This is a genomic window from Loktanella sp. DJP18 (assembly GCF_049310965.1).
Lineage (GTDB): Bacteria > Pseudomonadota > Alphaproteobacteria > Rhodobacterales > Rhodobacteraceae > Loktanella.
In genome coordinates this window covers 31,684-53,772 of the sequence record NZ_JBMERN010000026.1, presented here as the reverse complement: position 1 = coordinate 53,772, position 22,089 = coordinate 31,684, and the positions used below count along the sequence as shown (strand labels likewise).

Sequence of the window (22,089 nt, the reverse complement as noted above, 5' to 3'; positions counted from 1 at the left end):
TCGTCAAGTCAACAAATTCGGCTTCCGCAGGACTCGGAGTATAACCATAAAAATTTGTAGCAAGGTGGTGGCGTGGGGGAGACTTGAACTCCCGACCTATCGATTATGAGTCGATCGCTCTAACCAACTGAGCTACCGCGCCTTACCACGGCGCATCCGATAAGCGGACCCGGAGGTGGTGTCAAACCGAATCTTGGCGATTTGCCGCGCGGGTCGGATATCGGACGCCTCGGCCCAGATGTCCGGGTTGACAAGCCTTGCACAGCACCGCTTGGTGCGGGTCGGCTTTCAAGGAGTGATCTGATGGCGCAAGGCTTTCTGACGACCCATGTGCTCGACACCGGGCGGGGGCTGCCCGCACCCGGGCTGGTCATCGTCCTGTTTCGGATCACGCAGGACGTCCGGGCCGAGATCGCCCGCCTGACCACCAACGCCGACGGTCGCACCGATGCGCCGATCCTGCCGCAGGACGACTTTGCTGTCGGAACCTATGAACTGGAGTTTCATGTCGGCGACTATCTGCGGGCGACGGGGCAAAATGGCGCCGACCCGCTGTTTCTGGACACCGTGCCGATCCGGTTCGGGATCAGCGATGCGGCGGCGCACTATCATGTGCCGCTGCTGCTGTCGCCCTACGGATATTCCACCTATCGCGGCAGCTAGGCACCCTGCGCTGGGCGTGCAAAGCTGTATGTGGTGAACTGCCGATAGGGCGCGTCCTCGGTCACGCGGATGGACGGAAATCCGGCATGGGTCGGCGCGTCCGGCCAACCCTGCGCCTCGAAGGCGAGGCCTTCGTAGGCACCCTTGCCGGGGCGCACGACCCAGCGGCCGTCGAAGAGTTGCAGGCCGGGTTGGTCGGTGGCCAGTGTCATGGTCGCACCGGTCTGCCCGGTCAGCCAAAGCACGTCGCGCAACGGCATGGGACCGTCGGACAAGCAGACATTCTCGTCCATGTCGGACGCGCCGGGGCTGATCCGGCGGGGTGCCCGGAAATCGAGCTTGGTGTCTGTGATATCGGCAATCTCTCCCGTCGGGGTGAAGTCGGGAGTGGCGGGCAGGTAGCGATCGGCGGCGACCTGTAGGGTATGGCCGTCCCACGTCGGCGTGCCGTCAAGGTTCCAATACGCGTGATTTGCAAAGTTCATCAGGGTCGGCTGGTCGGTCTTGCCGGTAATTTCCATCGTCAGGGTCGCGGGCGCGATGACCGTATAGACGACGCGGATGTGGCGGTCGCCGGGCAGACCGCAGTCGCCGTCGGGCAGGTGCAGCGTCAGCGTGACGCGGTCATGCGACGACTCGCTGATCTTCCATGCGCGGAGGTGCGTGGCATGGCTGCCGGAATGCAGGTGGATGTCGCCTTTACCGTTCCGCTCCAACTCGTACATCATGCCGTCGATGGCGACCCGGCCGGTGCTGATCCGGTTCACGATCGGCCCGATGACGGACCCGCTGTAGCGCGTCTCGCCTTCGTAATCGGCAATGTGATCGGACCCCAGCGTCAGGGGATGGTCCACGCCGGCCAGGCGCACGTCCTGCAGCACGGCCCCCCATGTCAACACCGTGACCGAAAGATCGCCCGCGTGCAGGGTGATCCGGTCGATGTCCTGACCCTTTGCGGTGGTGCCGAAGTGCGTGATCACGGTCGAGCCTCCCAGTGGACCCCCGCGGCGGGGATCGTCGTGCCGTCCCATGTGACAGGCTTGGGGCCGTAATTGAAGAAAAATCGCCTTGTCGCGGTGTCGCGCACGCGCAATCCGTCCGGCAGGCGCAGGGTCGGCACGCCGGCGGCATCGCACAATCCGCCGACGATCCCGTCGAAGGTGGCATCGTCCGGCCAGCCTGCGAGGTAGCGCAGGTGATCGCCGCCCATGATCGCCGGGCGGCCGTCCTTCGTCGACAAATGGACCGGTGCCGTGCCGTCCAGGTGTTCGAACCAGTGCCGGAAACGGCCGCCGCCCTGCAACTTGATCCTGTCGCTGGGCGGCAGGCTTTCGGTCAGCGTGACGGTGACGTCCGTATCGGGCAGAGCCGGGCCCATCGGCAAGGGGATCGCCATGTCGCGCGATTTCAGGTCGCTGCGCGGGCCGATCAGCGCAATGCCGTCATAGGTCGCAAGGGCGGCGCGCAGCGGGTCGGACAGGGTCATGATCCCGGGGGCGAGGACGAGCTTGTAGCCGGACAGATCGCCGGTGTCGGGTGGCAGGATGTCAACCGAAAGCCCCGCCCGGCGCAGGGTGCGATAGGCGGCGAAGGCCAGGCGGAACATGTCGAAGTCGGCCCCCTGCGGTTGGGTGTCCCACGCCCAGGCGGATTCGTAGTCGAAGATCAGGGCGACAGGGGCAGCGGCCTGATCGAGGTCGGGCATCGCCGCGATTTCCGTGGCGACCTGTGCCGCCTCGGCCAATGCGGGGGCAGGCTGGCTGTCAGGCCGCAGCAGGCCCGCGTGCATCTGCTCTTGCGCAAAGGGGGCCTGTCGCCAGCGGAAATAGCAGACCGCCTCGGCACCGTGGGCGAACGCCTCCCACGCCCAGAGCCGGGCCATGCCGGGCAGGGGGGCGGGGTTGTAGGGGGCCCAGTTCACCGGGCCGGGTTGCTGTTCCATGACCCACAGCCTGCCCTTGCCAACGGCGCGATACAGATCATGGTGAAAGGCCTGATTGTCCGGGTGGCCTTGGCGCAGGTAGGTCTGCTTTTCCTTGGCTGACTCCTCGATCCGGTCCGACAGAAAGCCGATCGGATAGCTATCCCATGACGCGATATCAAGGTCGGCCCCGACCTTGTAATGATCGAAGGTCAGGGTGCGGCCCATGTAGTTGTGGATCAGCGGCGCATCTGTCAGCGGGCGCAGGGCATCGACCTGCACGCGGTTGAAGGCCACGACCTGATCCGAACTGTAGCGGCGGAAGTCCATGACATGCGCCGGGTTGGGTTCGGTCACGGTCAGGTTGGGCAATGCGATCTGGTCGAAATGATCGTATTGCATCGACCAGAAGACATTGCCCCAGGCACGGTTCAGGGCGTCCGGGCTTTGGTATTTCTGCGCCAGCCAGTTGCGGAATCCGTCGTGGGAGGCATCCGAGTAGGACAGCGTCGTGTCGTGGCAATCGTATTCGTTGTCGATCTGCCAGGCGGCGACATGAGGATTGCGGCCATAGCGCTCACCCATCGCGCGGACGATGCGGCGACATTCCTCCCGGTAGCCCAGGTGGCTGAAGTCGTAGTGCCGGCGAGACCCGAAGCCGCGCGTCCGGCCCTGCGCGTCGACGGGCAGCATGTCGGGCATGGCATCCACCAGCCAGCGCGGCGGTGTCGCCGTGGGAGTGCCCATGACGACCTTCAGCCCCGCGGCACCCAGAGTCTCGACTGCCCGGTCAAGCCAATCCCAGTCATACTTTCCCGGCGACGGCTCCATCAGGCTCCAAGCGAATTCGCCGATGCGGACCCATGTCAGGCCCGTCGCCTTCATGCGGGCCGCGTCCTCGGCCCATTGCGCCTCTGGCCAGTGTTCGGGGTAGTAACAGACGCCAAGCGTGCGGGGCATGTGAGGGCCTTTTTTGAGTTTATTCTGCCAGATGAAGGGGATGTGTCGCCACTAGAGAATGACGCGGTGTTCCTGCTGGCCGGTATAGCTGGTCTGGATCTTGTAGGTCAGGCCCTGCGCGTCGTCGGGATCATCGATGCCTTGCCGGGCAGAGGTCACGTACAGCGTGCTCAGGTCCGCACCGCCGAAGGCCGGGCAGGACGTATGCTTTGCGGGCAGGTCGAAGGCTTCGATGAACTGGCCCTGCGGGTCATAGACGGCGATGCGCCCGGCCCCCCATTGCGCGTTGAACAGGTTGCCAGCGGCATCGACGACCGCCCCGTCCGGGTGCAGGTCAGTGCCGGTCAGGTCGATGTGGTCCTGCGGCGGGTGGATCGGCCAGCCGTGGGCGTCCAGCGCGGTGCGCATGATCTTCTGTTTCGCGGTATCGGCGAAATAGGCGGTGCGCCCGTCCGGGGCGAAACAGATCGCGTTGCTGATCGAGATGTTGGCGTAAAGGCGGCGCAGGTCGCCGCGGTAGTACCGCCAGATGCTGCCCATGCCGTCCTCTGCGTTCAGGCCCATCGTCCCGATCCAGAAGCCGCCCATCGGGTCCGCGCGGCCATCGTTGGACCGCGTGCCTTTCAGGTCGTGTTCCAGGTCCATGATCTTGACGTGATCGCCCGACGCGATGTCGAAGCGCAGCAGCGCGATTTCAGACGCGACCAACAGCGTTTCGTAATCCACCCATCCCGCTGCAGAGACATGGCCGGGAAAATCCCAGTGCTGGCCCTTGGTGTGCATCCGGTGATTGACGATGTCGAACCAGAACAGTTGGTCGCGTTCGGGATGCCACAGGGGGCCTTCGCCCAACTGGCAGGGGGTGGCGTCAAAGATCATAGGCTGGCCTCGTCGTAGGCTTTCACGATTGCGGTTGCACGCGCGGCGACCTCTGCCGGGCGCAGGCCCGGTGTGTAAAGCGCCGTGCCGATGCCAAAGCCGTCAGCCCCGGCGTGCAGCCAGTCGGCAAAATTGTCCGGCCCGGCACCGCCCACCGCATAGACCGGGCAATCCGCGGGCAGGACGGCGCGCATCGCCTTGACGCCCGCCGGTCCGATCAGCGAGGCGGGAAAGATCTTGAGCCCGTCGGCACCGGCCTGCAGGGCTGCAAAACATTCGGTGGGTGTCATGACGCCGGGCCAACTGGACATGCCGGAGGCCTTTGTCGCCATGATGACGGCGGAATCGCAGTTTGGCGACACGATCAGTGTGCCGCCTGCATCGCGCACCCGGCCCACGTCGTCAGGCGTCAGCACCGTGCCCGCACCGATCTGCGCGATGTCGCGGTGGGCGTCGGCCATGCGGCGGATGCTGTCGAAGGGATTGGGAGAGTTCAGCGGCACCTCGATCCGGGTAATGCCCGCGTCGATGCAGGCGGCCGCCACGGCAACGGCGTCGTTGGGGGTCACTCCTCGCAGGATGGCGATGATGGGGCGTGTCATGTCTTGTCCTTCCAGCGGCGCCAGGCGGCGGTCAGCCCGGCCAGCGTCGCGCGATCCGCATTGACCTGTGTGGCCGGGGCAGACTGCGCGCCAAGGGCGGTGACGTAAAGCAGCGCAAGGGTGCCGGCCCCGATCACGGCGATCTGTTGCCCCAGCCAGTAGGGTTTCGTCGCCGCAAGTTCCGCCCCGATCAGCAGACCCGACAGGCGAGCGCGGGCCACCGCGTCGGGCAGCGCGTTCAGCAAGCCCTCGGCGCGCAGCGAGAACAGCCGCGCCGCCAGCCTTTCGGGGCGAGAGATGGCATCGTCGATACCTTGCAGAAAGCCGGCATCGTCCCAGCCTGCGCCCGTCGAGTGGCGCAGCACGGTATGGCCGGTGATCGCCGCGAACAGATCGCCGGTCATCACGGTCTGAAAGCTGACGACCTCGTCCGCGCTGACGTGCACCCATTTCGTATGGGTGCCGGGCAGACAGATCACCCCGTCCCAGCCGGGATTCAGTGACAAGAAGCCTGCGATCTGAGTCTCTTCTCCGCGCATCACGTCCGCCGGGTCGGTCTGTTTCAGCCCGGGAATGATGTGCGTCCGGTCACCGGCAGGGGTCAGGTTGTCGGCCAGCGGCCGACAGGGGACCGTCGCATAGGCGGCCTCGGCCCAGCCCTGACGCGACCCGACCATGCCGCAGGCGATCACCGGCACGCGCGGCCAGCCGGCGGTCAGCCGGTCCAGCGCCGCGGCGTAGCCGTCGCGCGTCAAAGACCCCATGCCGTCGTCGGACGTAGCAGCGGCCAGCACGCTGCCGCTGGACGACATGGCCCAGACGCGCAGGTGGGTCGTGCCCCAGTCGGCGGCGATCCATGTGGCGGCAGCGGCACTCATCCGGTGAACGCCAGTCCGCCGTCGATGAACAGGCATTGCGCCGTCATCATCCGCGACAGGCTCGATGCAAGGAACAGCGCGGTGCCCGGCACATCTTCGGGGTAGAGGTTCTTGTCGATGCACTGGCGTCTGCGGAAATCCGCGAGGCTGTCTTCGGTATGCACCTCCTCGACCTGCTTTTGCGTCAGCACCAGCCCGGGCGAGATCGCGTTCACGCGGATACCGCGCGGCCCCCAGTCGCGGGCAAGGCTGCGCGTCAGCCCGATGATCCCGGCGTTGGATGCCACATAGGAAGCAAGCATGCCGCCCGCGATCTGGTAGCTTGCGGACGAGAAATTGATGATCGACCCGCCGTTCGTCATCAGCGCAGCCGCCTTCTGGCAGGCAAAGAAGTAGTGTCGCAAGTTGACGGCGATCTGGCCGTCCCAATCCTCGACCGTCACGTCGGCGGGGTCCATGCGGGTGTCGGCGGCGGCATTGTTGATCTGGACCTTCAACGGGCCTTGTGTGGCGACGGCCTGATCCATCGCGGCGTGCAGCGCCGTCGTGTCGGTTACGTCGCATTGGATGAACAGCGGCTTCTGGCCGGTCGCCTCTGCCATGGCGTCGGCGAAATCGGCATAGTCGGACCGTCCGACAAAACTGACCTTCGCGTTTTGCCGCAGGAACGCCTCGGTCAGGGCGGCACCGATGCCGGACCCGCCACCGGTGATGAAGACGTGGGCGTTCTCAAGGTCGGGAAAGTGGGCGGTCATGCGCGGTGTCCTTCGATGATCCACATTGAATCGGGAAGGGCGTAGGGTAGGGCTATGCCCTGCGACATCAAACTCCTGCCGGTCAGCGTCACCGGCCCGGACTTCAGCGCCGGGGTGCCGCGCGACAGGCTCGAGATGTCGTTCCGGTTCGCAAGGTCGATGGTGTAGGTGGCCGTGGGGTCCAGGCCGGTCAACCGCAACGGACGCGGGGCGATTTGGGCGCTGGTCCCCGCATGGCCCGCAAAGACGACAAAGCGACTGCCGTCGGCGGCCTGCTGCTGTTCGGCGATCACGGTCGGGTCGGCAGAGTCCAGTCGCAGGATGTCGGCGGTGCGCAGCCAGTCGCGATTGGCTTTGTACCAGGCCGTCACTTTCGTCAGTGTCGCCGCTTCGTCCTCGGTCAATTCGCGCGGGTCCATCTCGAATCCCATGTGGCGCTGGGCCGCGACCCAGGCGCGAAAGCTGATGGAATGGATGCGCCCGGTCGTGTGGCAGACGCGCGGTCCGACGTGAGAGCCGGTGACGCAGGCGGGCAAGAGCAGGGCCGCGTCATGTTGGATGCGCAGTCGCGAGAGCGCGTCGTTGCTGTCGGACAGCCAGACGCGCTGGGTGTGGTGCAGGATGCCAAAGTCGATGCGGCCACCGCCAGAGGCACAGGACTCGATCTCTAACTTGGGGTGAGTGGTGCGAAGGCGGTGCAGCAGGTCAAGTGTGCCCCGCGTCTGGGCGGCATCGTTGAACGGCAGTACACGATTATGGTCCCATTTGATGTAATCGATTTGATGGGCGTCCAAAATCGTGCTGATTTGATTGAACATGTTGTCGCGCACATCCGTCTTTGCCAGGTCCAGCACGAATTGCCCGCGTCCCAGCGGCTGATCCATCGGTCCCAGAATCCAGTCCGGGTGCGCGCGGGCCAAGTCGCTGTCAGCGTTGACCATCTCGGGTTCGAACCACAGGCCGAAGGTCATGCCAAGGCTGTGGACGTGGTCGATCAGCGGCGTCAGACCGTCGGGCCACTTGGCCGTGTCAATGGTCCAGTCGCCAAGGCTGGTGGTGTCATCGTCGCGACCCTTGAACCAGCCGTCGTCCAGCACGAAACGCTCTGCCCCCAGCGCAGCCGCCCGGTCTGCAATGGCGGTCAGGGCGTCGAGGCTGTGGTCGAAGTAGATCGCCTCCCAGCAGTTGTAATGCACGGGGCGCGGGGTGTCGGGTTTTGGCCAGTTCACGATCCGGTCGCGCAGGTGGCGCTGGAAACTGACGGCGCAGCCGGTCAGGCCGGTGTCGGAGAACGCGAGGTAAAGTGGTGCCGTTACGAAGCGCTGGCCGGGCAGGAGATCGCTGCCACTGGCGTGGCCGAACTGGACCTGGCGTCGCCCGTCAGGCAGTTCTTCGGCCAGCATCCGGTGACCGCCGGACCAGCCGTAGTGCAATGCGTGCGCCTCTCCTCCCGTGTTGGTGCAGCCGCGTGCGGGCAGATAGAGCAGCGGCACATGCTCGTGCCCGGTGCGCCCCGTGCGATTGTCGCGCGTGCGGATGCCGGCGGACCAGGATGTCGTGACCGGTTGGAATTCATCGCACCAGCGGCCCGCGACATCGATCATCCCGTCGGCCAGTTGCGGGCCGGGCAGCACCGGTGCGGCAAGCCAGTCACACAGGATCGGGCTTGTGCTGCCAAGCGTGGTCGATGCGGTGATGACGCCGGTTGCCTCGTCTGCGGTAAAGCGAAAGGTCAGGGTCAGGCCAAGCGCCGCGTCGCCATAGGACAGCGACAGGGCATCGCTGCGCTTGGTCGCGGCCTTGGAGAAAACGGGGCGCAGCGGCGCACCGTCGACACTGCGGACCACCAGTCCCGGCTGGCCGGGAAAGGCGGCGCTGGATTGCGGGCACAGGGTCAGCGCCGGGTTCGCGTCCAGCATCCCGCCGGTCAGGTCCAGTTCCGACGCTGTGGCAACGGCGGCAAGGTCGGCGTTGTCGGGCAGCCGCGCACCCCAGTAGGTGCAGATCGGCAGGCCGTTGGCGGGGGTTGCCAGCACAAGGGTCTGGCGCGCGGCATCGAGGCGGTGATGGGTCATTTACTTGACGGCTCCCAGCGTCAGGCCGGCGATGAAGTGCTTTTGCATCAGGAAGAACATCGCGACGGGCGGCAGTGCTGCGACAATGGACCCCGCAGACACCAGATGCCAGGCCGCGACCCACTGGCCGTTCAGCGACGACAGGCCGGCGGTGACGGGCCGGGTATCGGCGCTTGTGGTCAGGACGGTCGCCCAGAAGAAGTCGTTCCAGATAAAGGTGAAGATCAGCACCGACAGGGCGGCAATGGCGGGCTTCATCAAGGGCAGGACGACATACCAGAAGATCTGCCAGTCGGCGACGCCTTCCACCCGTGCGGCCTCGATCAGTTCTTTCGGCAGGGCGGCGATGAAGTTGCGCATGAACAGCGTGCAGAACCCGGTCTGGAAGGCGATGTGGAACAGGATCAGCGCCTGCGGCGTGTCGTAGATGCCCATTTGCAGCGTCAGGTCGCGCACCGGGACCATCAGGATCTGGAACGGCACGAAATTGCCCGCGACAAACAGGAAGAAGATCAGCAGGTTGCCCTTGAACCGGTAGATGCCAAGGGCGAAGCCCGTCAGGCAGGACAGGGCAACCGCACCTATCACCGTCGGGATCGTCACGACGAACGAATTGCGGATATAGCGCCAGAGGTCGAAGTCGAAGAGGACGGTCCAGTAGTTCTCGAACGCCGCATAGGTCGGCACGCCGAAGTAGTTGCCGGACGCAAGGTCGGAGGCCGGCTTGATCGAGGTCATGGCGATGCCCAGCAAGGGCAGCAGCCACAGGACAAGCGCCACGGGCAGCAGCGCGGAGTAGGACCACTGCGCAGCCTGCGATCGTTGGGCGATGGGGCGGGGAAACATGCTCAGTGACCTCTCTCGTCGCGGACCATCTTCCAGACGAAGCCGGTGATGAAGATCATCATGATCAGGAACAGGACGACCGCGATCGCGGCACCGTAACCCATCCGGTAGCCGTATTCGGACAGCGCCTTTTCATACATGTAGAACGACAGCACGCGGGTTTGCCCGAAGGGTCCGCCGTTAGTCATGATCGACACCAGATCGAATGACCGCAGCGCACCGATAACGGTGACGACGACCGCGATGAAGGTGGCGGGCCGCAGTTGCGGCAGCACGACATACCACAGCATCTTCAACCCCTTGGCACCGTCAAGGCGCGCGGCCTCGACCTGGTCGGGGGCGACGTTGTTCAGGCCCGTCAGATACAGGATCATGCAGTAGGCGATCTGCGGCCAAAGCCCCGCCACGATGATGCCGTAGGTCGCGTATTCCGGGTTCGCCAGCACGGCGGTGCCGGTGCCGAACAGCCATTCGGTCAGGATGAAGAACAGGCCGAAGTTGGGGGCGTAGAACCAGGCGAACATCAGGCCGACGACGACCTGAGAGATCACGAATGGAAAGAAGAACAGCGACTTGTAGATGCGGATGCCGGTCACGGTCTGGTTGAGGAAGATCGCGATGGCCAGTCCCGCCGGCACCGCCAGCATGTAAAGCACCAGCCAGATGATGTTGTTCTTCAGCGAAATGATGAAATTGCGGTCGCCCCAGAGCTCCTGATAGTTGGCCCAGCCGACCCATGTTTTGGGCGACAGCCCGTCCCAGTCGTAGAAGCTGAACTGGAACGACGCGAAGATCGGCCAGATTACGTAAACCACGAACATGAACAGACCAGGGGCCAGGAACAGCCACGGCGTCAGCCTTTGCTGATTGGATTTCCACCACGACCGCTTTGGTCCGTGTGAGTCCGGCAATGCGGCCATGATCGTTCTCCCGACTGTCGCCGGCGGCCCCTGATCAAGGGGCCGCCGGTGGTCCTATTGTGCGTAAATGCGCTGGCGATCGCTTTCGAGGCGGTTCAGGATGTCTTCCAGATTGCCCGGATAGGCCATGAACTCCTGAAAGCCTTCCATGCCGCTGGCCGCCATTTCGGCCGGTGCGTCGCGGTCGAAGAACTGGGCGAGGCCGGATGCTGTGGACAGCATCTCAAATCCCTGGCTCAGGAAGGGATCTGCCTCGTCTACGGTGGATTCGTTGTTCACCGGCAATTGGCCAAGGGCCTTGTTCAGCTTGGACTGGGTGTCGGCACGCGCCAGGAAGGCGAGGAATTTTTTCGCGTCCTCGGGATTCTTGGCACCGGCCGGGATGTGAACCGTGTCGGTCGGCGCGTCCTCCGCACGTTCCACGTCCGGATTGATCGTCGGGAACGGGAAGAATCCCAGCGTCTCGTCGGTCATTCCGCCGTCCTTGAACGTCGCTACTGCAAAGTTGCCCATGACATAGTTCGCGGCCTTGCCCTGGCTCAGCAGGGCCGCCGCATCCTGCCAGTCGATCGCCGCTGCGTTGGCGGTGATGTAGCCGGGTTCCACCAGGCGGTTCCACTGCGCAAAGGTTTCGCGCACGCGCTCGTCCGTCCAGGGAATCTCTCCGGCGGTCAGCTGCATGTGGAAATCATAGCCGTTTGTGCGCAGGTTGAAGTAGTCGAACAACCCCGCTGCGGGCCACATCTGAGAGGTGCCGGTGGTCAGGCAGTCGATGCCCGCATCCTTGAACAACTGACAATTCTCGACGAACTGATCGTAAGTCTCGGGCACTTCGGCGCCGACCTGTTCGTAGACGGATTTGTTGTAGTAAACGCCCCACTGGTAGTAGGTATAGGGTACGCCCCATTGCTTGCCGTCGATGGTCATCGACGATTCCGCCGACGCCAGCTGTTCGTTCAGGCCGTTGTCGGCCCAGACATCCGAGACATCCATGAACTGGCCTGCATCGACGAAGGGCTTCATCCGGTTCCCGGCATACCAGTTGGCCAGATCCGGGCTGTCAGCGGTCAGGAAGTTGCGGATCGCGGTCTTGTAGCCTTCGTGGTCGAACAAGTTCACGATGACGTCGATGTCCGGGTTCTCGGCCTCGAAATCGGCGATCAACGCCTCGAACGCGGCCTTGGGTGCCGGATCGGACGTGTCCGTGTTGAAGGTCAGGACGCGCTGCTGTGCGATGGCGGATGTGCCGGCGAGCAGAGCGACGGACAGCACCAGTCCGGTGCCGAGGGGTTTGCGCAACATTGGTTTCCTCCCTGAATTGCGACCAAGTTTGGTTTCATTATTTGAAACTCGGTTTTGGATATTGATACCAAACCGCGAATCCCCTAGTCTTGTCAACAGTGCCGATCCGCCGCAGCGCAGCATCGGGGCGCAAGGAGGGACGCAATGGCAGGAGGCGCAGACGGGACCGTCGGCAAGGCACTGGATGTGCTCGATCGGGTTGCAGGCTTCGGTCGCCCGGTCCGGTTCTCCGAGGTTCTGGCGCTCAGCGCATTCCCCAAGCCGACATTGTATCGCCTGCTGCAAACCCTCGTCAGCCAAGGCATGTTGTCCTATGACGACGACCGCCAGACCTACGCGCCCGGTGCGCGACTGGTGCGGCTGGCTCATGCGGCCTGGGCGCAGTCAAGTCTTGCACAGGTGGCCAGCGTGCATCTGATGTCCCTGTCCGCAACCACCCATGAGACGGTGCATCTGGCGCAGCTTGACCATGGGCAGGTCCTTTACCTGGACAAGCGCAATGCGGCCAGCCCGGTCGAGATGTACAGTCAGGCCGGCAAGGTCGGCCCGGCCTATTGCACCGGTGTGGGCAAGGCGATGCTGGCCTTCGTCGATCCCGATCAGGCCGACGCGATCATCGCGCAGCAATCCTTCCACCGCTTTCAGCCCGGGACGTTGACCACGCCCGCGGCGCTGCGGCGAGAGCTGCAGGCGACCCGCGCGCGCGGCTATGCCTTTGACCGGGAGGAGCATGAGCCCGGAATCATCTGCATCGCGGCCCCGGTGCTGATGGCCTCCGGCCGCGTGCTTGGTGCTGTTTCTGTCACCAGTACGACGACGCGGATGGACCTGACCGGGCTGGAGGCCTTGGCCCCCCAGGTCCGCGACACGGCCGCCGCCATCGCGCAGGACGCGGCAAAATGGAGCTTTCCGGACACCGGGATGCTGAAGAAAATGAAACTTGCGGGGGAATAGGCCATGTCAGGCGTCACGCTTCGAAACGCGGTGAAGACATACGGTGACGTGGAGGTAATCCACGGTATCGACCTCGAGGTGACGGACGGCGAGTTCTGCGTCTTCGTCGGTCCGTCGGGCTGCGGCAAGTCCACGTTGCTGCGCATGATCGCGGGGCTTGAACAGACAACATCCGGGCAGATCAGCATCGGCGCGCGGGATGTCACCACGCTCGACCCGTCGGACCGGGGCGTGGCGATGGTGTTCCAGACCTATGCTCTGTATCCGCACATGACGGTGCAGGACAACATGGGCTTCGGGCTCAAGATGAACGGCCACCCCAAGGCCGAGATCGCAAGGAAGGTCGCCGAGGCGAGCCGCATCCTGAAGCTGGACGACTACCTCGACCGCAAGCCCGCCGCCCTGTCGGGGGGTCAGCGACAGCGGGTCAGCATCGGGCGGGCCATCGTGCGCGGTCCAGAGGTGTTCCTGTTCGACGAACCGCTGTCGAACCTCGACGCCGAACTGCGGGTCGAGATGCGGGTCGAGATCGCGCGCCTTCACAAGGAGATCGGCGCGACGATGATCTACGTGACCCACGATCAGGTCGAGGCGATGACGCTGGCCGACAAGATCGTGGTCTTGCGAAAAGGCGTCATCGAGCAGGTCGGCGCGCCGATGGACCTTTACCGCGACCCGGATAACAAGTTCGTCGCGGGCTTCATCGGCAGTCCCGCGATGAACTTCATGGCGGGTGACGTTCAGGATGGGACGGTGTCCGTGCCGGGGATGAAGACGCGTTTTGATCTTGGCGTGACGAGCCATAGCGGCCCCGTCACAGTCGGCCTGCGAGCCGAGCATCTGGTGGTCGACGCGGACGGCGACACACACAGTGTCGATATGACCGAAAGCCTGGGCGGCGTGTCCTACGTCTATCTGCTGGGCGATACCGGTGAACGCCTCGTAATCGAGGAACGCGGTGATCACCGATCGCGCAACGGCGACAGGGTCGGCATCAGCATCGATGCCAATCGAGTCTACCTGTTCGATCCGAAGTCCGAGGCCCGCATCCGAACCTGACGTCCGGCCTTCTTCTGCTCAGAAATATCCCGGGGTTTGATGCAGAGCCCTGAGTCGATTTTTCGCGACAGATCGGGAGTGGCAGCCGTCAGCGTTTGCCGTAGTAGAACCCGACGACATGTTCGGCCTGTGCAAAGAACAGCCAGCGCAGGCACAGGACGCCTGCGACATGCGCCAACACGGCGATCAGCGCGGTGATGTGGTTCAGCCCGGCAGCGATTACCGGCATCGGAATACCGAAGGCGAGTATCAGGCCGATGACGCGCAATTGCAGCACATGGCGGCGACCCACGACATAAACGAATTCACGCAGTAGGTAGTTCGATCCGGTGTGCGGCGGCAGAAACGCGCGGACGCGGCCGATGTCACCCAGCCCGGTCGCCGTGGCAAGTGTCGTGCCCGACTGCGCTAGCCGTCCGTCGCCCGTGATCCATGCGACAAGCTGCAGCACAGCCGCCAGCGCCAGCAGCACCAGCGCCGCAGTCCCGCGGTTTGCCAGCAGTGCGCCGCCCGCCAAGGACAGCGTCAGAAACAGTGCGGGTGTGGTCCAGTGCCGCCAGCGCGGCACTGTGCGCATCTGTGCGTAGATCATCGCGGTTGTGAAGACGGTGGCAAGGCAACCGAGCGACACGAGCCAGCCCAACGGCGCAATGCGCTGATCGAAGATCGCCGACAGTGCGAACGCGGCCCCCAGCAGCAGGGTCGCGATGGCCGCGATGCCTTCGCGCGACAGCCAGCTTGTGCGCCACTGGGTCAATGCCAGATGCGCCCGCTCCGGGTGGCCAAGGTGGAAGGTCGAGGCGAGCAGTCCGCCCACGGCCATCGCGTAGGCGAGCGCGAAGAAGGCGAAGGCCACCCAGCCGGACGGTGCCGGCTGGCCGAGCCCGAGCCAGAAAAGCAGGCCGAAGCCGAGGCCCGAGAAGGTCGTGAACAGGATGACGGACGGGGCCGGATGCATCAGTCCCGTGCCCCCGGCAGCTTTGACAGGGCCCGGTCCAGCCAGGCGATAAGACCTTTGCCGTCGCTTGCGACGGGGGCAAGCAGCGGTGCCAGAATGTCGATCTGATCTGCGTCGCGGGGGCGTGGCGGCAGATACTTGTTGACCGGCTTCCTGCCCTGCTCCGGCATCAGGTCGAACCCGCCGCGGTCTGCCACCAGCTGACTGACGGCCGACTCCGGGTCGCCCAGATCGCCGAAATGCCGCGCACCGGCTGGACAGGTCCGCACGCAGGCGGGGGTGCGGTCGACCTCGGGCAGCGCCTCGTTGTAGATGCGATCGACGCAGAGGGTGCATTTCTTCATGACGCCCGCCGCGGGGTCCATTTCGCGTGCGCCGTAAGGGCAGGCCCAGGCGCACAGGCCGCAACCGATGCAGGCATCCTCGTTCACCAGAACGATGCCGTCCTCTGCACGCTTGTAACTGGCCCCGGTCGGACAGACCGTGACGCAGGGCGCATCCTCGCAATGCAAACAGGATTTCGGGAAATGGACCTGCTGGGTCGGACCCGATGCGGGCGTCACCTCGTAGCTGTGCACGCGGTTAAGGAAGGTGCCAGTGGGGGCAGCGCCGTAGGGGTCCTGATCCGACAGCGGCGCGCCAAGGTCGCTTTGCGTGTTCCAGGCCTTGCAGGCCACGACGCAGGCATGGCAGCCGACGCAGGTGTCCAGATCGATGACGAGACCGAGCTTGACCTTGGACGGTGGGGGAAGCGTCGTCATGCGGTGCAGCCTTCGCGCTGTGGAGACTCTTTGCCGAAAGATCGGACTTTGGCACGTGCGGCCTGCGCCGGAGCCTCCGGCGGGAGTTTGTCTGGCCAGATGAAGGGGATGCGTCGCGTCAAGGGCGGACCCGCCAGCGCAGGGATCGGGGTGGCTTGTCGACGGGTGAGCCGACGGACGGCAGGACCGGTTGGGACTCTCGCGGTGCGCCCGACTTCTCGATCTTGACCCGCAAATCGAACCACGCGGCCTGACCTGTCACCGGGTCGGAATTGGCCCAGCGCAGGCCGTCGCCCTTGGGCGGCAGCAGTTCGTGGATCAGATGGTTCAAGAGGAACCCCCGCGTCGCCTCTGGCGCGTTGCGGTCCAGCGCCCAGGCCCCTTTTCGCTTGCCGATGGCGTTCCAGGTCCAGACGGTGTTTTCGTTCAGGCTTTCCTGCAAGGCGACCGGCACGGTGATCGATCCGTGGGCCGACGTGACGCGCGCCCAGTCGCCGTCCTTGAAGCCGTGCTTGGCCCAGATCCTTGTCGGCACATAGAGCGGATTAACCCCATGGATCTGCCGCAACCATGCGTTCTGGCTGCCCCAGCTGTGATACATCGCCATCGGGCGCTGGGTCAGGGCGTGGACGTCATATTCGGCGGGGTCGATGTGGGCATCCTCGAACGGAGGATACCAGATCGGCAGCGGGTCCAGCGTCACCTTGATCTGGCCGCGCAGATGATCCGGAGGCTGGCGCGGTCCGTGCCCTTCGGCCGCAAGCTGGAAGCGGCGCAGGGGTTCGACGTAAAGCTGAAAGATGTAGGGCTGCGGGCTATCGTAAAGGCCCATCGTCACCGCCCAATCCTGATAGGCGCGGTTGAACGGCTTGTAGTAGGCGGCCTCTGCGGGGACATGGCTGGCCCAGAAGCCGCCGTGCGCGATGTATTCGGCCAGCTGGTTGTCGTTGGGATCGCCGCGTCCGCCTTGCAGACCGGTTTCGCCCACGCGCCAGCCGGCCAGTGGGCCGATCCCGGGGCGCCGGATGTGGTGAGTGATGTAGTCGGCGTAATCGGCGTATTTCGCGCTGCCGTCCTCGTTCACGAAGCCGGGCAGACCAAGCCGGGCACCAAGGTCGCAGAGGACCGACTGGAAAGCGCGCACGTCACGGTCGGGTTCCACGACCGGCCAACGGATCGCGTCGGCCACGGCGTCCGCCTCGGAGATCGGGCGGTCCAGCAGGCTGATGCAGTCGTGCCGTTCAAGGTAGGTCGTGTCGGGCAGTATCAGGTCGGCGTAGGCCACCATCTCGGACGCATAGGCGTCGGAGTAGATGATGCGCGGGATGACGTAGTCGCCGTCGGCGTCCGTGTCGGTCAGCATGTCGATGACGCCGCGCGTGTTCATCGACGAATTCCACGACATGTTGGCCATATACATGAACAGCGTGTCGATCTTGTAGGGATCGCCTGCGTGGGCGTTGCTGATGACCATATGCATCAGTCCATGCGCCGACAGCGGATTTTCCCACGTAAAGGCCTTGTCGATGCGCGCGGGCGTGCCTGCATCGGTCAGGCACAAATCGTCTGGCCCCTGCGGATAGCCCAGATGCGGACCGTTCAGAGGCTGACCCGGCACCACCTTGCAATGGGGCCGCGGGTGGGCTGTGGCGGGCTTGGGGTAGGGCGGTTTGAACCGCATGCCGCCGGGGGTTTCCACGGCACCGAGGATGATCTGCAACATGTGCAGCGCGCGGCAGGTCTGGAAGCCGTTGGAATGGGCGCTGATGCCCCGCATGGCGTGGACACTGACCGGACGGCCGATCATCGTTTCGTGCCGCTTGCCCCGGAAATCTGTCCACGGCTGGTCCAGCACGACCGGCTGGTCGAAGGCGACGTCGGCCATGTCGGCTGCCAGTTGACGGATGCGGGCGGCTGGGATGCCGACACGCGCGGCCACGTTCTCGGGCGCATGGACCGGGTCGGTGTAACGGTCGGCCATCAGGTGGAACACGCTGCGATGGGTGACACCGGCATTGCGCCAGGTTCCCGTCAGGGCAGGTTCCACGCCTTCGCCGTTCCAGGGGGCAAGCTTCCCGGTGCGACTGTCGATCACTTGCGGGCGCAGTTCGTCGTCGCGGATGAACAGGCCGTGTTCCGGCGATTTCGGGTCCTGGTTCACCAGAACGGACGCATTGGTGAACCGTGCAAGGTAGTCCGTGTCGATCTTGCCTGCCGTCATCAGGCAGTGGATCAGCGCCAGAATCAGCAGGCCGTCGTTGCCCGGGGTCACGCCGAACCAGTCGTCCGCCACCGCGTTGTAGCCGGTACGGATCGGATTCACGCCGACGATGCGCGCGCCGCGTCCCTTCAGCTTGCCGATGCCGATCTTGATCGGGTTGCTGTCGTGATCCTCGGCCACGCCGAACAGCAGGAACAATTTGGTGTGGTCCCAATCGGGCTGGCCGAATTCCCAGAACGCACCGCCCATCGTGTAGATGCCCGCCGCCGCCATGTTCACCGAACAAAAGCCGCCGTGCGCGGCATAGTTCGGCGTCCCAAACCCCTGTGCCCAAAGCGACGTGAACGACTGCGACTGGTCGCGACCCGTGAAGAAGGCGAGCTTTTCCGGTGCCGTGTCGCGCAGCGGCTTTAGCCACGAGGTCGCGAGGGTCAGCGCCTCCTCCCAGGTGATTTCCTCATACTGGCCGGACCCGCGCGGGCCGGTGCGGCGCAGGGGCGCACGCAGTCGGGCGGGGGCGTTGTGCTGCATGATCCCGGCGCTGCCCTTGGCACACAGCACGCCCTTGTTCACCGGATGGTCGCGGTTGCCTTCGATGTAGGCAACCTTTCCGCCCTTCATGTGGACGTCGATGCCGCAGCGGCAGGCGCACATGTAGCAGGTGGTCTTGCGCACTTCGTCCCCGATGGGCCGTGACAGGGCGATCACCGGATCGGTCACGCGATCAGCCTCAGCGCGGCCGCCGCGATGGCGCGCTCTTCCTGCGCAGGCACGATCCAGGCGCTGACGGGTGACGTGTCGGTGTGCAAGCGGGCGTCTCCCCTGACGTTTGCGTCCGCGTCCGTGACCAGCCCGGTAAAGGCCAGCCCCTCCATGATGGCGGCGCGGATGTTCGGGTCATTCTCTCCGATGCCGCCGGTGAAGGCCAGTGCATCAATCCCGCCCATCGCGGCGATCATGCTGCCGGCGTGGCGCACCGCCCAGTAGGTGAAATGACCGATGGCAAAGCGGGCGTCCTTGGTCTGCGCCCGGGACAGCGTGCGCATGTCCGATGCTCCGCCCAAGGCCAGCAGCCCGCTTTTGCGGTTCAGCAAGGTTTCTGCGCCGTCGATACCGTGCAGGCGCGCGAGCGCGAGGACGGCTGCGGGGTCGATGGTGCCGGAGCGTGTGCCCATCGTCAGCCCGTCGAGCGGCGAGTAGCCCATCGTCGTGGCGACCGAATGTCCGGACCTGATTGCGCAGAGCGACGCCCCGTTGCCAAGGTGCAGGGCGAGCAGACGATGCGGCTGCGGGTCAAGACGACCGACAAGGTCGGCGTAACTGATTCCGTGAAAGCCGTAGCGCCGGATGCCGGGTGTATCGGGGATCGCATAGGCGGTGGCCACGCGCGGGTTGGTCGCATGAAAGCCGGTGTCGAAACACGCGACCTGCGGCAGATCGGGTGCCAAGGCCGTCACGGCATCGATCCCCGCGAGGGCCGCCGGGTTGTGCAGCGGGGCGAGCGGGATCAATGCCGCAATCTGGGCGCGGACCTTTGGTGTGATCCGGGTCGGGATTGTCAGCGCCACGCCGCCATGCACGACGCGATGCGCTGCGGCGGTCAGCCTGTGGGCCGCATAGTGGTCGAGGATCGTGGCGACGGCGTCCTGGTGATCCGCGACCTCGGACAGGGTCAGGCTATCGATCGGCGCAAGATCGCTGTCAAACAGCGCCGATTTGACGGAAGACGATCCGGCGTTGAGGACAAGGATGCTCATGCCAGCGACCTGATCAGGCCCAGACCCGCGAGGACAAGCAGCAGTCCCACGGCAAAGCGGCGGAACGCTGCGGGCGGCGCTGCGGCGAAGCGCCGGTTGCCCAGCAGGATTCCGGCGGCCAGCAGAGGACTTGCCAAGGCCGCCGCGATGAAGGTGTCGGTGGTCACGGCACCGCCCCAGGCCATCAACGGCAGGGTCATCAGATCGACGCCGGTCAGAAAGACGATCATCGTGGCTCTGAATGTGGCGGCGGGCATGGGCTGTGCGGCCAGGCACGTCGCGACGGGAAGACCGCCGACGCCCACCGCATTGGCGGCACCGGCCGCAAGGCCTATGGCGACGTGGCCCCCTTGGCCCAGCCTGCGCTGCAGGGTCCATCCCGACAGCATGACCAGCGCCAGGCCGCCGACGATGATCGACACCAACAGCCGTACGCCGTCGACGGGAAGGCTGAGTAAAGCAAAGACCGCGAACGGCAGCGCAATCGCGGCCCCCAGCAAAAGGGCACGGACGCGGGGCCAGTCGACGTGGCCCCGGAGGCCGCGGGCCTGCAAAGCCGTCATCGCCAGTTCCGCCAAAAACACGACCGGGATCAGCGGCACCGGATCGGTCACCAGCGCCGCGAAGGCGATGAAGATCGCCGAAAATCCGAAGCCGGCGTAGCCCCTGACCAGCGCCGCCACCAGCAGGGCAGCAGCCAGCAGGGTCACCGTGCCAGGGGGCAGGTCGAAGGGCATCAGACCTGGGCTGTTGCCATGTCCGCCTTGCTGATGCCGGCCACGCGCACGGGCTTTTTCATCGCGTCCCGGCGGAACGGTTCGCCCAGTTCCTGGTTCAGCAGGACCTCGATCAAGGTGGTCTTGCCGTGCTGCATCTGGTCCGCGATCGCGGTATTCAGAAGTTGCGTCAGCGCATCCATGCCCTTGGCCTGCACGCCCTGAAGGCCGCAGGCCTGTGCGATGGCGGCGTAGCTGACACCTTCGTCCAGTTCGGTGCCGACGAAGTTGTCGTCGAACCACAGGGTCGAGTTGCGCTTTTCCGCGCCCCACTGGTAGTTGCGAAAGACGATCATGGTGATCGCGGGCCATTCGCTGCGTCCGATGGCCGTCAGTTCGTTGCAGGCGATGCCGAAGGCACCGTCGCCGGCAAAGCCCACGACAGGCACATCCGGGCAGCCGATCTTGGCCCCGACGATGGACGGCAGGCCATAGCCGCAGGGCCCGAACAGGCCGGGGGCCAAGTATTTGCGACCCGCCTCGAAGCTGGGGTAGGCATTGCCGATGGCACAGTTGTTGCCGATGTCGGACGAGATGATCGCATCGCGCGGCAGGGCGGACTGGATCGCGCGCCAGGCCATGCGGGGAGACATCCAGTCGGGCTTGTCCGCGCGGGCGCGTGCATTCCAGGTGGTGCCCTCGTCGTCGTCCTCGTGATCCATGCTGGACAGTTGCTGCGCCCAGCGGGACTTGGTGTCGCCGATCAACGCTCTTCGGTCCTGCCGTCCCTCATCGCCTGCGGTGTGGGTCAGCGCGTCACGGATGCGGTCGGCCACGATCGCGGCGTCGCCGACGATGCCGACGCTGACCTTCTTCGTCAGGCCGATGCGGTCGGGATTCAGGTCGACCTGGATGATTGCCGCATCCTTCGGCCAGTAGTCGATGCCATAGCCGGGGAGGGTGCTGAAGGGGTTGAGACGGGTCCCGAGCGCCAGCACCACATCGGCTTTTGCGATCAACTCCATCGCGGCCTTGGAGCCGTTGTAGCCCAGCGGCCCGGCGAAAAGGGGGTGCGATCCGGGGAAGGCGTCGTTGTGCTGGTAGCCCACGCAGACCGGCGCATCGAGGCGTTCGGCAAGCCGTATCGACGCGGCGATGCCGCCGTCGGACAGCACGACGCCGGCACCGTTGAGGATCACCGGGAATCTCGCCCGGCTCAGAAGGTCGGCGGCGCGTGCGATGGCGTCCGTGCCGCCGGACGGACGCTCGAACGCGACGATCTGCGGCAGGTCGACGTCGATGACCTGCGTCCAGAAATCGCGCGGGACGTTGATCTGGGCGGGGGCAGAGGCGCGCTTGGCCGCCATGATGACGCGGTTCAGGGTTTCCGCAATGCGCGAGGGATCGCGGACCTCTTCTTGATAGGCGACCATGTCGGCGAACAGCTTCATCTGCTCGACTTCCTGAAAACCGCCTTGACCGATGGTCTTGTTGGCGGCCTGCGGGGTGACCAGCAGCAGCGGCGTGTGGTTCCAGTAGGCGGTCTTCACTGCGGTGACGAAGTTGGTGATGCCCGGTCCGTTCTGCGCAATCATCATCGACATGCGGCCCGTGGCACGGGTATAGCCGTCGGCCATCATCCCTGCAGAGCCTTCGTAGGCGCAGTCCCAGAAGGTGATTCCGGCATCGGGGAAGATGTCGGAAATCGGCATCATCGCTGACCCGATGATCCCGAAGGCCTGATCGATCCCGTGCATTTGCAGGGTTTTGACAAAGGCCTCTTCGGTGGTCATTTTCATGGGCTTGATCCTTGGGCGAGGGGCGTGGCGGCAGGCTTTTCCGATTCTTCGCCGAAAAATCGG

Annotated in this window: 19 protein-coding genes and 1 tRNA gene; 3 read left to right on the top strand and 17 right to left on the bottom strand. The window is 64.9% G+C overall.

Annotated elements, in window-relative coordinates:
* Nucleotides 1–65 precede the first annotated feature (65 nt).
* Nucleotides 66–142, bottom strand: a tRNA-Met gene (locus tag ACOI1H_RS10160).
* 161 nt (nt 143–303) lie between these two features.
* Here ACOI1H_RS10160 and uraH point away from each other — a divergent pair.
* Entirely contained in the window at nt 304–663 is a 360-nt protein-coding gene (uraH, locus tag ACOI1H_RS10155) for a hydroxyisourate hydrolase (protein ID WP_422437143.1), read from the top strand.
* Here the strand turns inward: uraH and ACOI1H_RS10150 are convergent.
* Genes ACOI1H_RS10150 through ACOI1H_RS10105 form a run of 10 tightly spaced genes read right to left on the bottom strand, consistent with a single transcriptional unit; the run spans nt 660 to nt 11,801 of the window.
* Complete coding sequence (locus tag ACOI1H_RS10150; RefSeq protein ID WP_422437142.1) at nt 660–1,643, bottom strand: aldose epimerase family protein; 984 nt, start codon at nt 1,641–1,643, stop codon at nt 660–662. The two genes, uraH and ACOI1H_RS10150, sit on opposite strands and share 4 nt — an antisense overlap.
* A complete protein-coding gene (locus ACOI1H_RS10145; RefSeq protein ID WP_422437141.1) occupies nt 1,640–3,544 on the bottom strand; it encodes a beta-galactosidase in 1,905 nt (634 codons plus the stop codon). Before ACOI1H_RS10145 ends, ACOI1H_RS10150 begins: the two co-directional genes overlap by 4 nt.
* 51 nt (nt 3,545–3,595) lie before the next feature.
* Nucleotides 3,596–4,423 carry an SMP-30/gluconolactonase/LRE family protein gene (locus ACOI1H_RS10140; RefSeq protein ID WP_422437140.1) on the bottom strand — a complete coding sequence of 276 codons (828 nt, stop codon included), beginning with the start codon at nt 4,421–4,423 and terminating at the stop codon, nt 3,596–3,598.
* A complete protein-coding gene (locus tag ACOI1H_RS10135; RefSeq protein WP_422437138.1) occupies nt 4,420–5,025 on the bottom strand; it encodes a 2-dehydro-3-deoxy-6-phosphogalactonate aldolase in 606 nt (201 codons plus the stop codon). Before ACOI1H_RS10135 ends, ACOI1H_RS10140 begins: the two co-directional genes overlap by 4 nt.
* A complete protein-coding gene (locus ACOI1H_RS10130; protein ID WP_422437136.1) occupies nt 5,022–5,903 on the bottom strand; it encodes a 2-dehydro-3-deoxygalactonokinase in 882 nt (293 codons plus the stop codon). The genes ACOI1H_RS10135 and ACOI1H_RS10130 overlap by 4 nt, the downstream gene beginning before the upstream one ends.
* A complete protein-coding gene (locus tag ACOI1H_RS10125; RefSeq protein ID WP_422437135.1) occupies nt 5,900–6,658 on the bottom strand; it encodes an SDR family NAD(P)-dependent oxidoreductase in 759 nt (252 codons plus the stop codon). The genes ACOI1H_RS10130 and ACOI1H_RS10125 overlap by 4 nt, the downstream gene beginning before the upstream one ends.
* Nucleotides 6,655–8,733, bottom strand: coding sequence for an alpha-galactosidase (locus ACOI1H_RS10120; protein WP_422437133.1), 2,079 nt, complete (start codon nt 8,731–8,733; stop codon nt 6,655–6,657). Before ACOI1H_RS10120 ends, ACOI1H_RS10125 begins: the two co-directional genes overlap by 4 nt.
* Nucleotides 8,734–9,579 (bottom strand): carbohydrate ABC transporter permease, encoded by an 846-nt coding sequence (locus tag ACOI1H_RS10115; RefSeq protein ID WP_422437131.1) that lies wholly within the window; start codon nt 9,577–9,579, stop codon nt 8,734–8,736.
* 2 nt (nt 9,580–9,581) lie between these two features.
* Nucleotides 9,582–10,499 (bottom strand): carbohydrate ABC transporter permease, encoded by a 918-nt coding sequence (locus ACOI1H_RS10110; protein ID WP_422437130.1) that lies wholly within the window; start codon nt 10,497–10,499, stop codon nt 9,582–9,584.
* A gap of 54 nt (nt 10,500–10,553) precedes the next feature.
* Nucleotides 10,554–11,801, bottom strand: coding sequence for an ABC transporter substrate-binding protein (locus ACOI1H_RS10105; protein WP_422437128.1), 1,248 nt, complete (start codon nt 11,799–11,801; stop codon nt 10,554–10,556).
* A 144-nt stretch (nt 11,802–11,945) separates the two neighbouring features.
* On the opposite strand from ACOI1H_RS10105, the gene ACOI1H_RS10100 reads away from it, so the two are divergent.
* Entirely contained in the window at nt 11,946–12,755 is an 810-nt protein-coding gene (locus ACOI1H_RS10100) for an IclR family transcriptional regulator (RefSeq protein WP_422437126.1), read from the top strand.
* A 3-nt stretch (nt 12,756–12,758) separates the two neighbouring features.
* Nucleotides 12,759–13,814 carry an ABC transporter ATP-binding protein gene (locus ACOI1H_RS10095; RefSeq protein WP_422437125.1) on the top strand — a complete coding sequence of 352 codons (1,056 nt, stop codon included), beginning with the start codon at nt 12,759–12,761 and terminating at the stop codon, nt 13,812–13,814.
* 88 nt (nt 13,815–13,902) lie between these two features.
* On the opposite strand, the gene ACOI1H_RS10090 is transcribed toward ACOI1H_RS10095, so the two are convergent.
* The 6 genes from ACOI1H_RS10090 to xsc all read right to left on the bottom strand — a co-directional run bounded on the left by ACOI1H_RS10090 (nt 13,903) and on the right by xsc (nt 22,026).
* On the bottom strand, nt 13,903–14,772 hold the full coding sequence (locus ACOI1H_RS10090; RefSeq protein WP_422437123.1) for a dimethyl sulfoxide reductase anchor subunit family protein: 870 nt from the start codon (nt 14,770–14,772) through the stop codon (nt 13,903–13,905).
* Nucleotides 14,772–15,533: a 4Fe-4S dicluster domain-containing protein gene (locus ACOI1H_RS10085; RefSeq protein ID WP_422437122.1), complete on the bottom strand. Its 762-nt coding sequence runs from the start codon at nt 15,531–15,533 to the stop codon at nt 14,772–14,774. The genes ACOI1H_RS10090 and ACOI1H_RS10085 overlap by 1 nt, the downstream gene beginning before the upstream one ends.
* Nucleotides 15,534–15,651: 118 nt before the next feature.
* Nucleotides 15,652–18,474, bottom strand: coding sequence for a molybdopterin oxidoreductase family protein (locus ACOI1H_RS10080; protein ID WP_422437120.1), 2,823 nt, complete (start codon nt 18,472–18,474; stop codon nt 15,652–15,654).
* Nucleotides 18,471–19,511, bottom strand: coding sequence for an acetate/propionate family kinase (locus tag ACOI1H_RS10075; protein WP_422437118.1), 1,041 nt, complete (start codon nt 19,509–19,511; stop codon nt 18,471–18,473). The genes ACOI1H_RS10080 and ACOI1H_RS10075 overlap by 4 nt, the downstream gene beginning before the upstream one ends.
* Nucleotides 19,508–20,248, bottom strand: coding sequence for a TSUP family transporter (locus ACOI1H_RS10070; protein WP_422437116.1), 741 nt, complete (start codon nt 20,246–20,248; stop codon nt 19,508–19,510). Before ACOI1H_RS10070 ends, ACOI1H_RS10075 begins: the two co-directional genes overlap by 4 nt.
* The gene (xsc, locus tag ACOI1H_RS10065; protein WP_422437115.1) at nt 20,248–22,026 is read right to left on the bottom strand and encodes a sulfoacetaldehyde acetyltransferase; all 1,779 of its coding nucleotides are present in this window, start codon (nt 22,024–22,026) and stop codon (nt 20,248–20,250) included. The genes ACOI1H_RS10070 and xsc overlap by 1 nt, the downstream gene beginning before the upstream one ends.
* Nucleotides 22,027–22,089 lie beyond the last annotated feature (63 nt).

Coding starts and splice junctions, on each gene's coding strand:
- ACOI1H_RS10090 (WP_422437123.1), bottom strand. CDS start 14,772: ATGCATCCGGCCCCGTCCGTCATCCTGTTCACGACCTTCTCGGGCCTC.
- uraH (WP_422437143.1), top strand. CDS start 304: ATGGCGCAAGGCTTTCTGACGACCCATGTGCTCGACACCGGGCGGGGG.
- ACOI1H_RS10110 (WP_422437130.1), bottom strand. CDS start 10,499: ATGGCCGCATTGCCGGACTCACACGGACCAAAGCGGTCGTGGTGGAAA.
- ACOI1H_RS10130 (WP_422437136.1), bottom strand. CDS start 5,903: ATGAGTGCCGCTGCCGCCACATGGATCGCCGCCGACTGGGGCACGACC.
- ACOI1H_RS10100 (WP_422437126.1), top strand. CDS start 11,946: ATGGCAGGAGGCGCAGACGGGACCGTCGGCAAGGCACTGGATGTGCTC.
- ACOI1H_RS10115 (WP_422437131.1), bottom strand. CDS start 9,579: ATGTTTCCCCGCCCCATCGCCCAACGATCGCAGGCTGCGCAGTGGTCC.
- ACOI1H_RS10095 (WP_422437125.1), top strand. CDS start 12,759: ATGTCAGGCGTCACGCTTCGAAACGCGGTGAAGACATACGGTGACGTG.
- ACOI1H_RS10070 (WP_422437116.1), bottom strand. CDS start 20,248: ATGCCCTTCGACCTGCCCCCTGGCACGGTGACCCTGCTGGCTGCTGCC.
- ACOI1H_RS10140 (WP_422437140.1), bottom strand. CDS start 4,423: ATGATCTTTGACGCCACCCCCTGCCAGTTGGGCGAAGGCCCCCTGTGG.
- ACOI1H_RS10125 (WP_422437135.1), bottom strand. CDS start 6,658: ATGACCGCCCACTTTCCCGACCTTGAGAACGCCCACGTCTTCATCACC.
- ACOI1H_RS10120 (WP_422437133.1), bottom strand. CDS start 8,733: ATGACCCATCACCGCCTCGATGCCGCGCGCCAGACCCTTGTGCTGGCA.
- xsc (WP_422437115.1), bottom strand. CDS start 22,026: ATGAAAATGACCACCGAAGAGGCCTTTGTCAAAACCCTGCAAATGCAC.
- ACOI1H_RS10105 (WP_422437128.1), bottom strand. CDS start 11,801: ATGTTGCGCAAACCCCTCGGCACCGGACTGGTGCTGTCCGTCGCTCTG.
- ACOI1H_RS10075 (WP_422437118.1), bottom strand. CDS start 19,511: ATGAGCATCCTTGTCCTCAACGCCGGATCGTCTTCCGTCAAATCGGCG.
- ACOI1H_RS10135 (WP_422437138.1), bottom strand. CDS start 5,025: ATGACACGCCCCATCATCGCCATCCTGCGAGGAGTGACCCCCAACGAC.
- ACOI1H_RS10145 (WP_422437141.1), bottom strand. CDS start 3,544: ATGCCCCGCACGCTTGGCGTCTGTTACTACCCCGAACACTGGCCAGAG.
- ACOI1H_RS10085 (WP_422437122.1), bottom strand. CDS start 15,533: ATGACGACGCTTCCCCCACCGTCCAAGGTCAAGCTCGGTCTCGTCATC.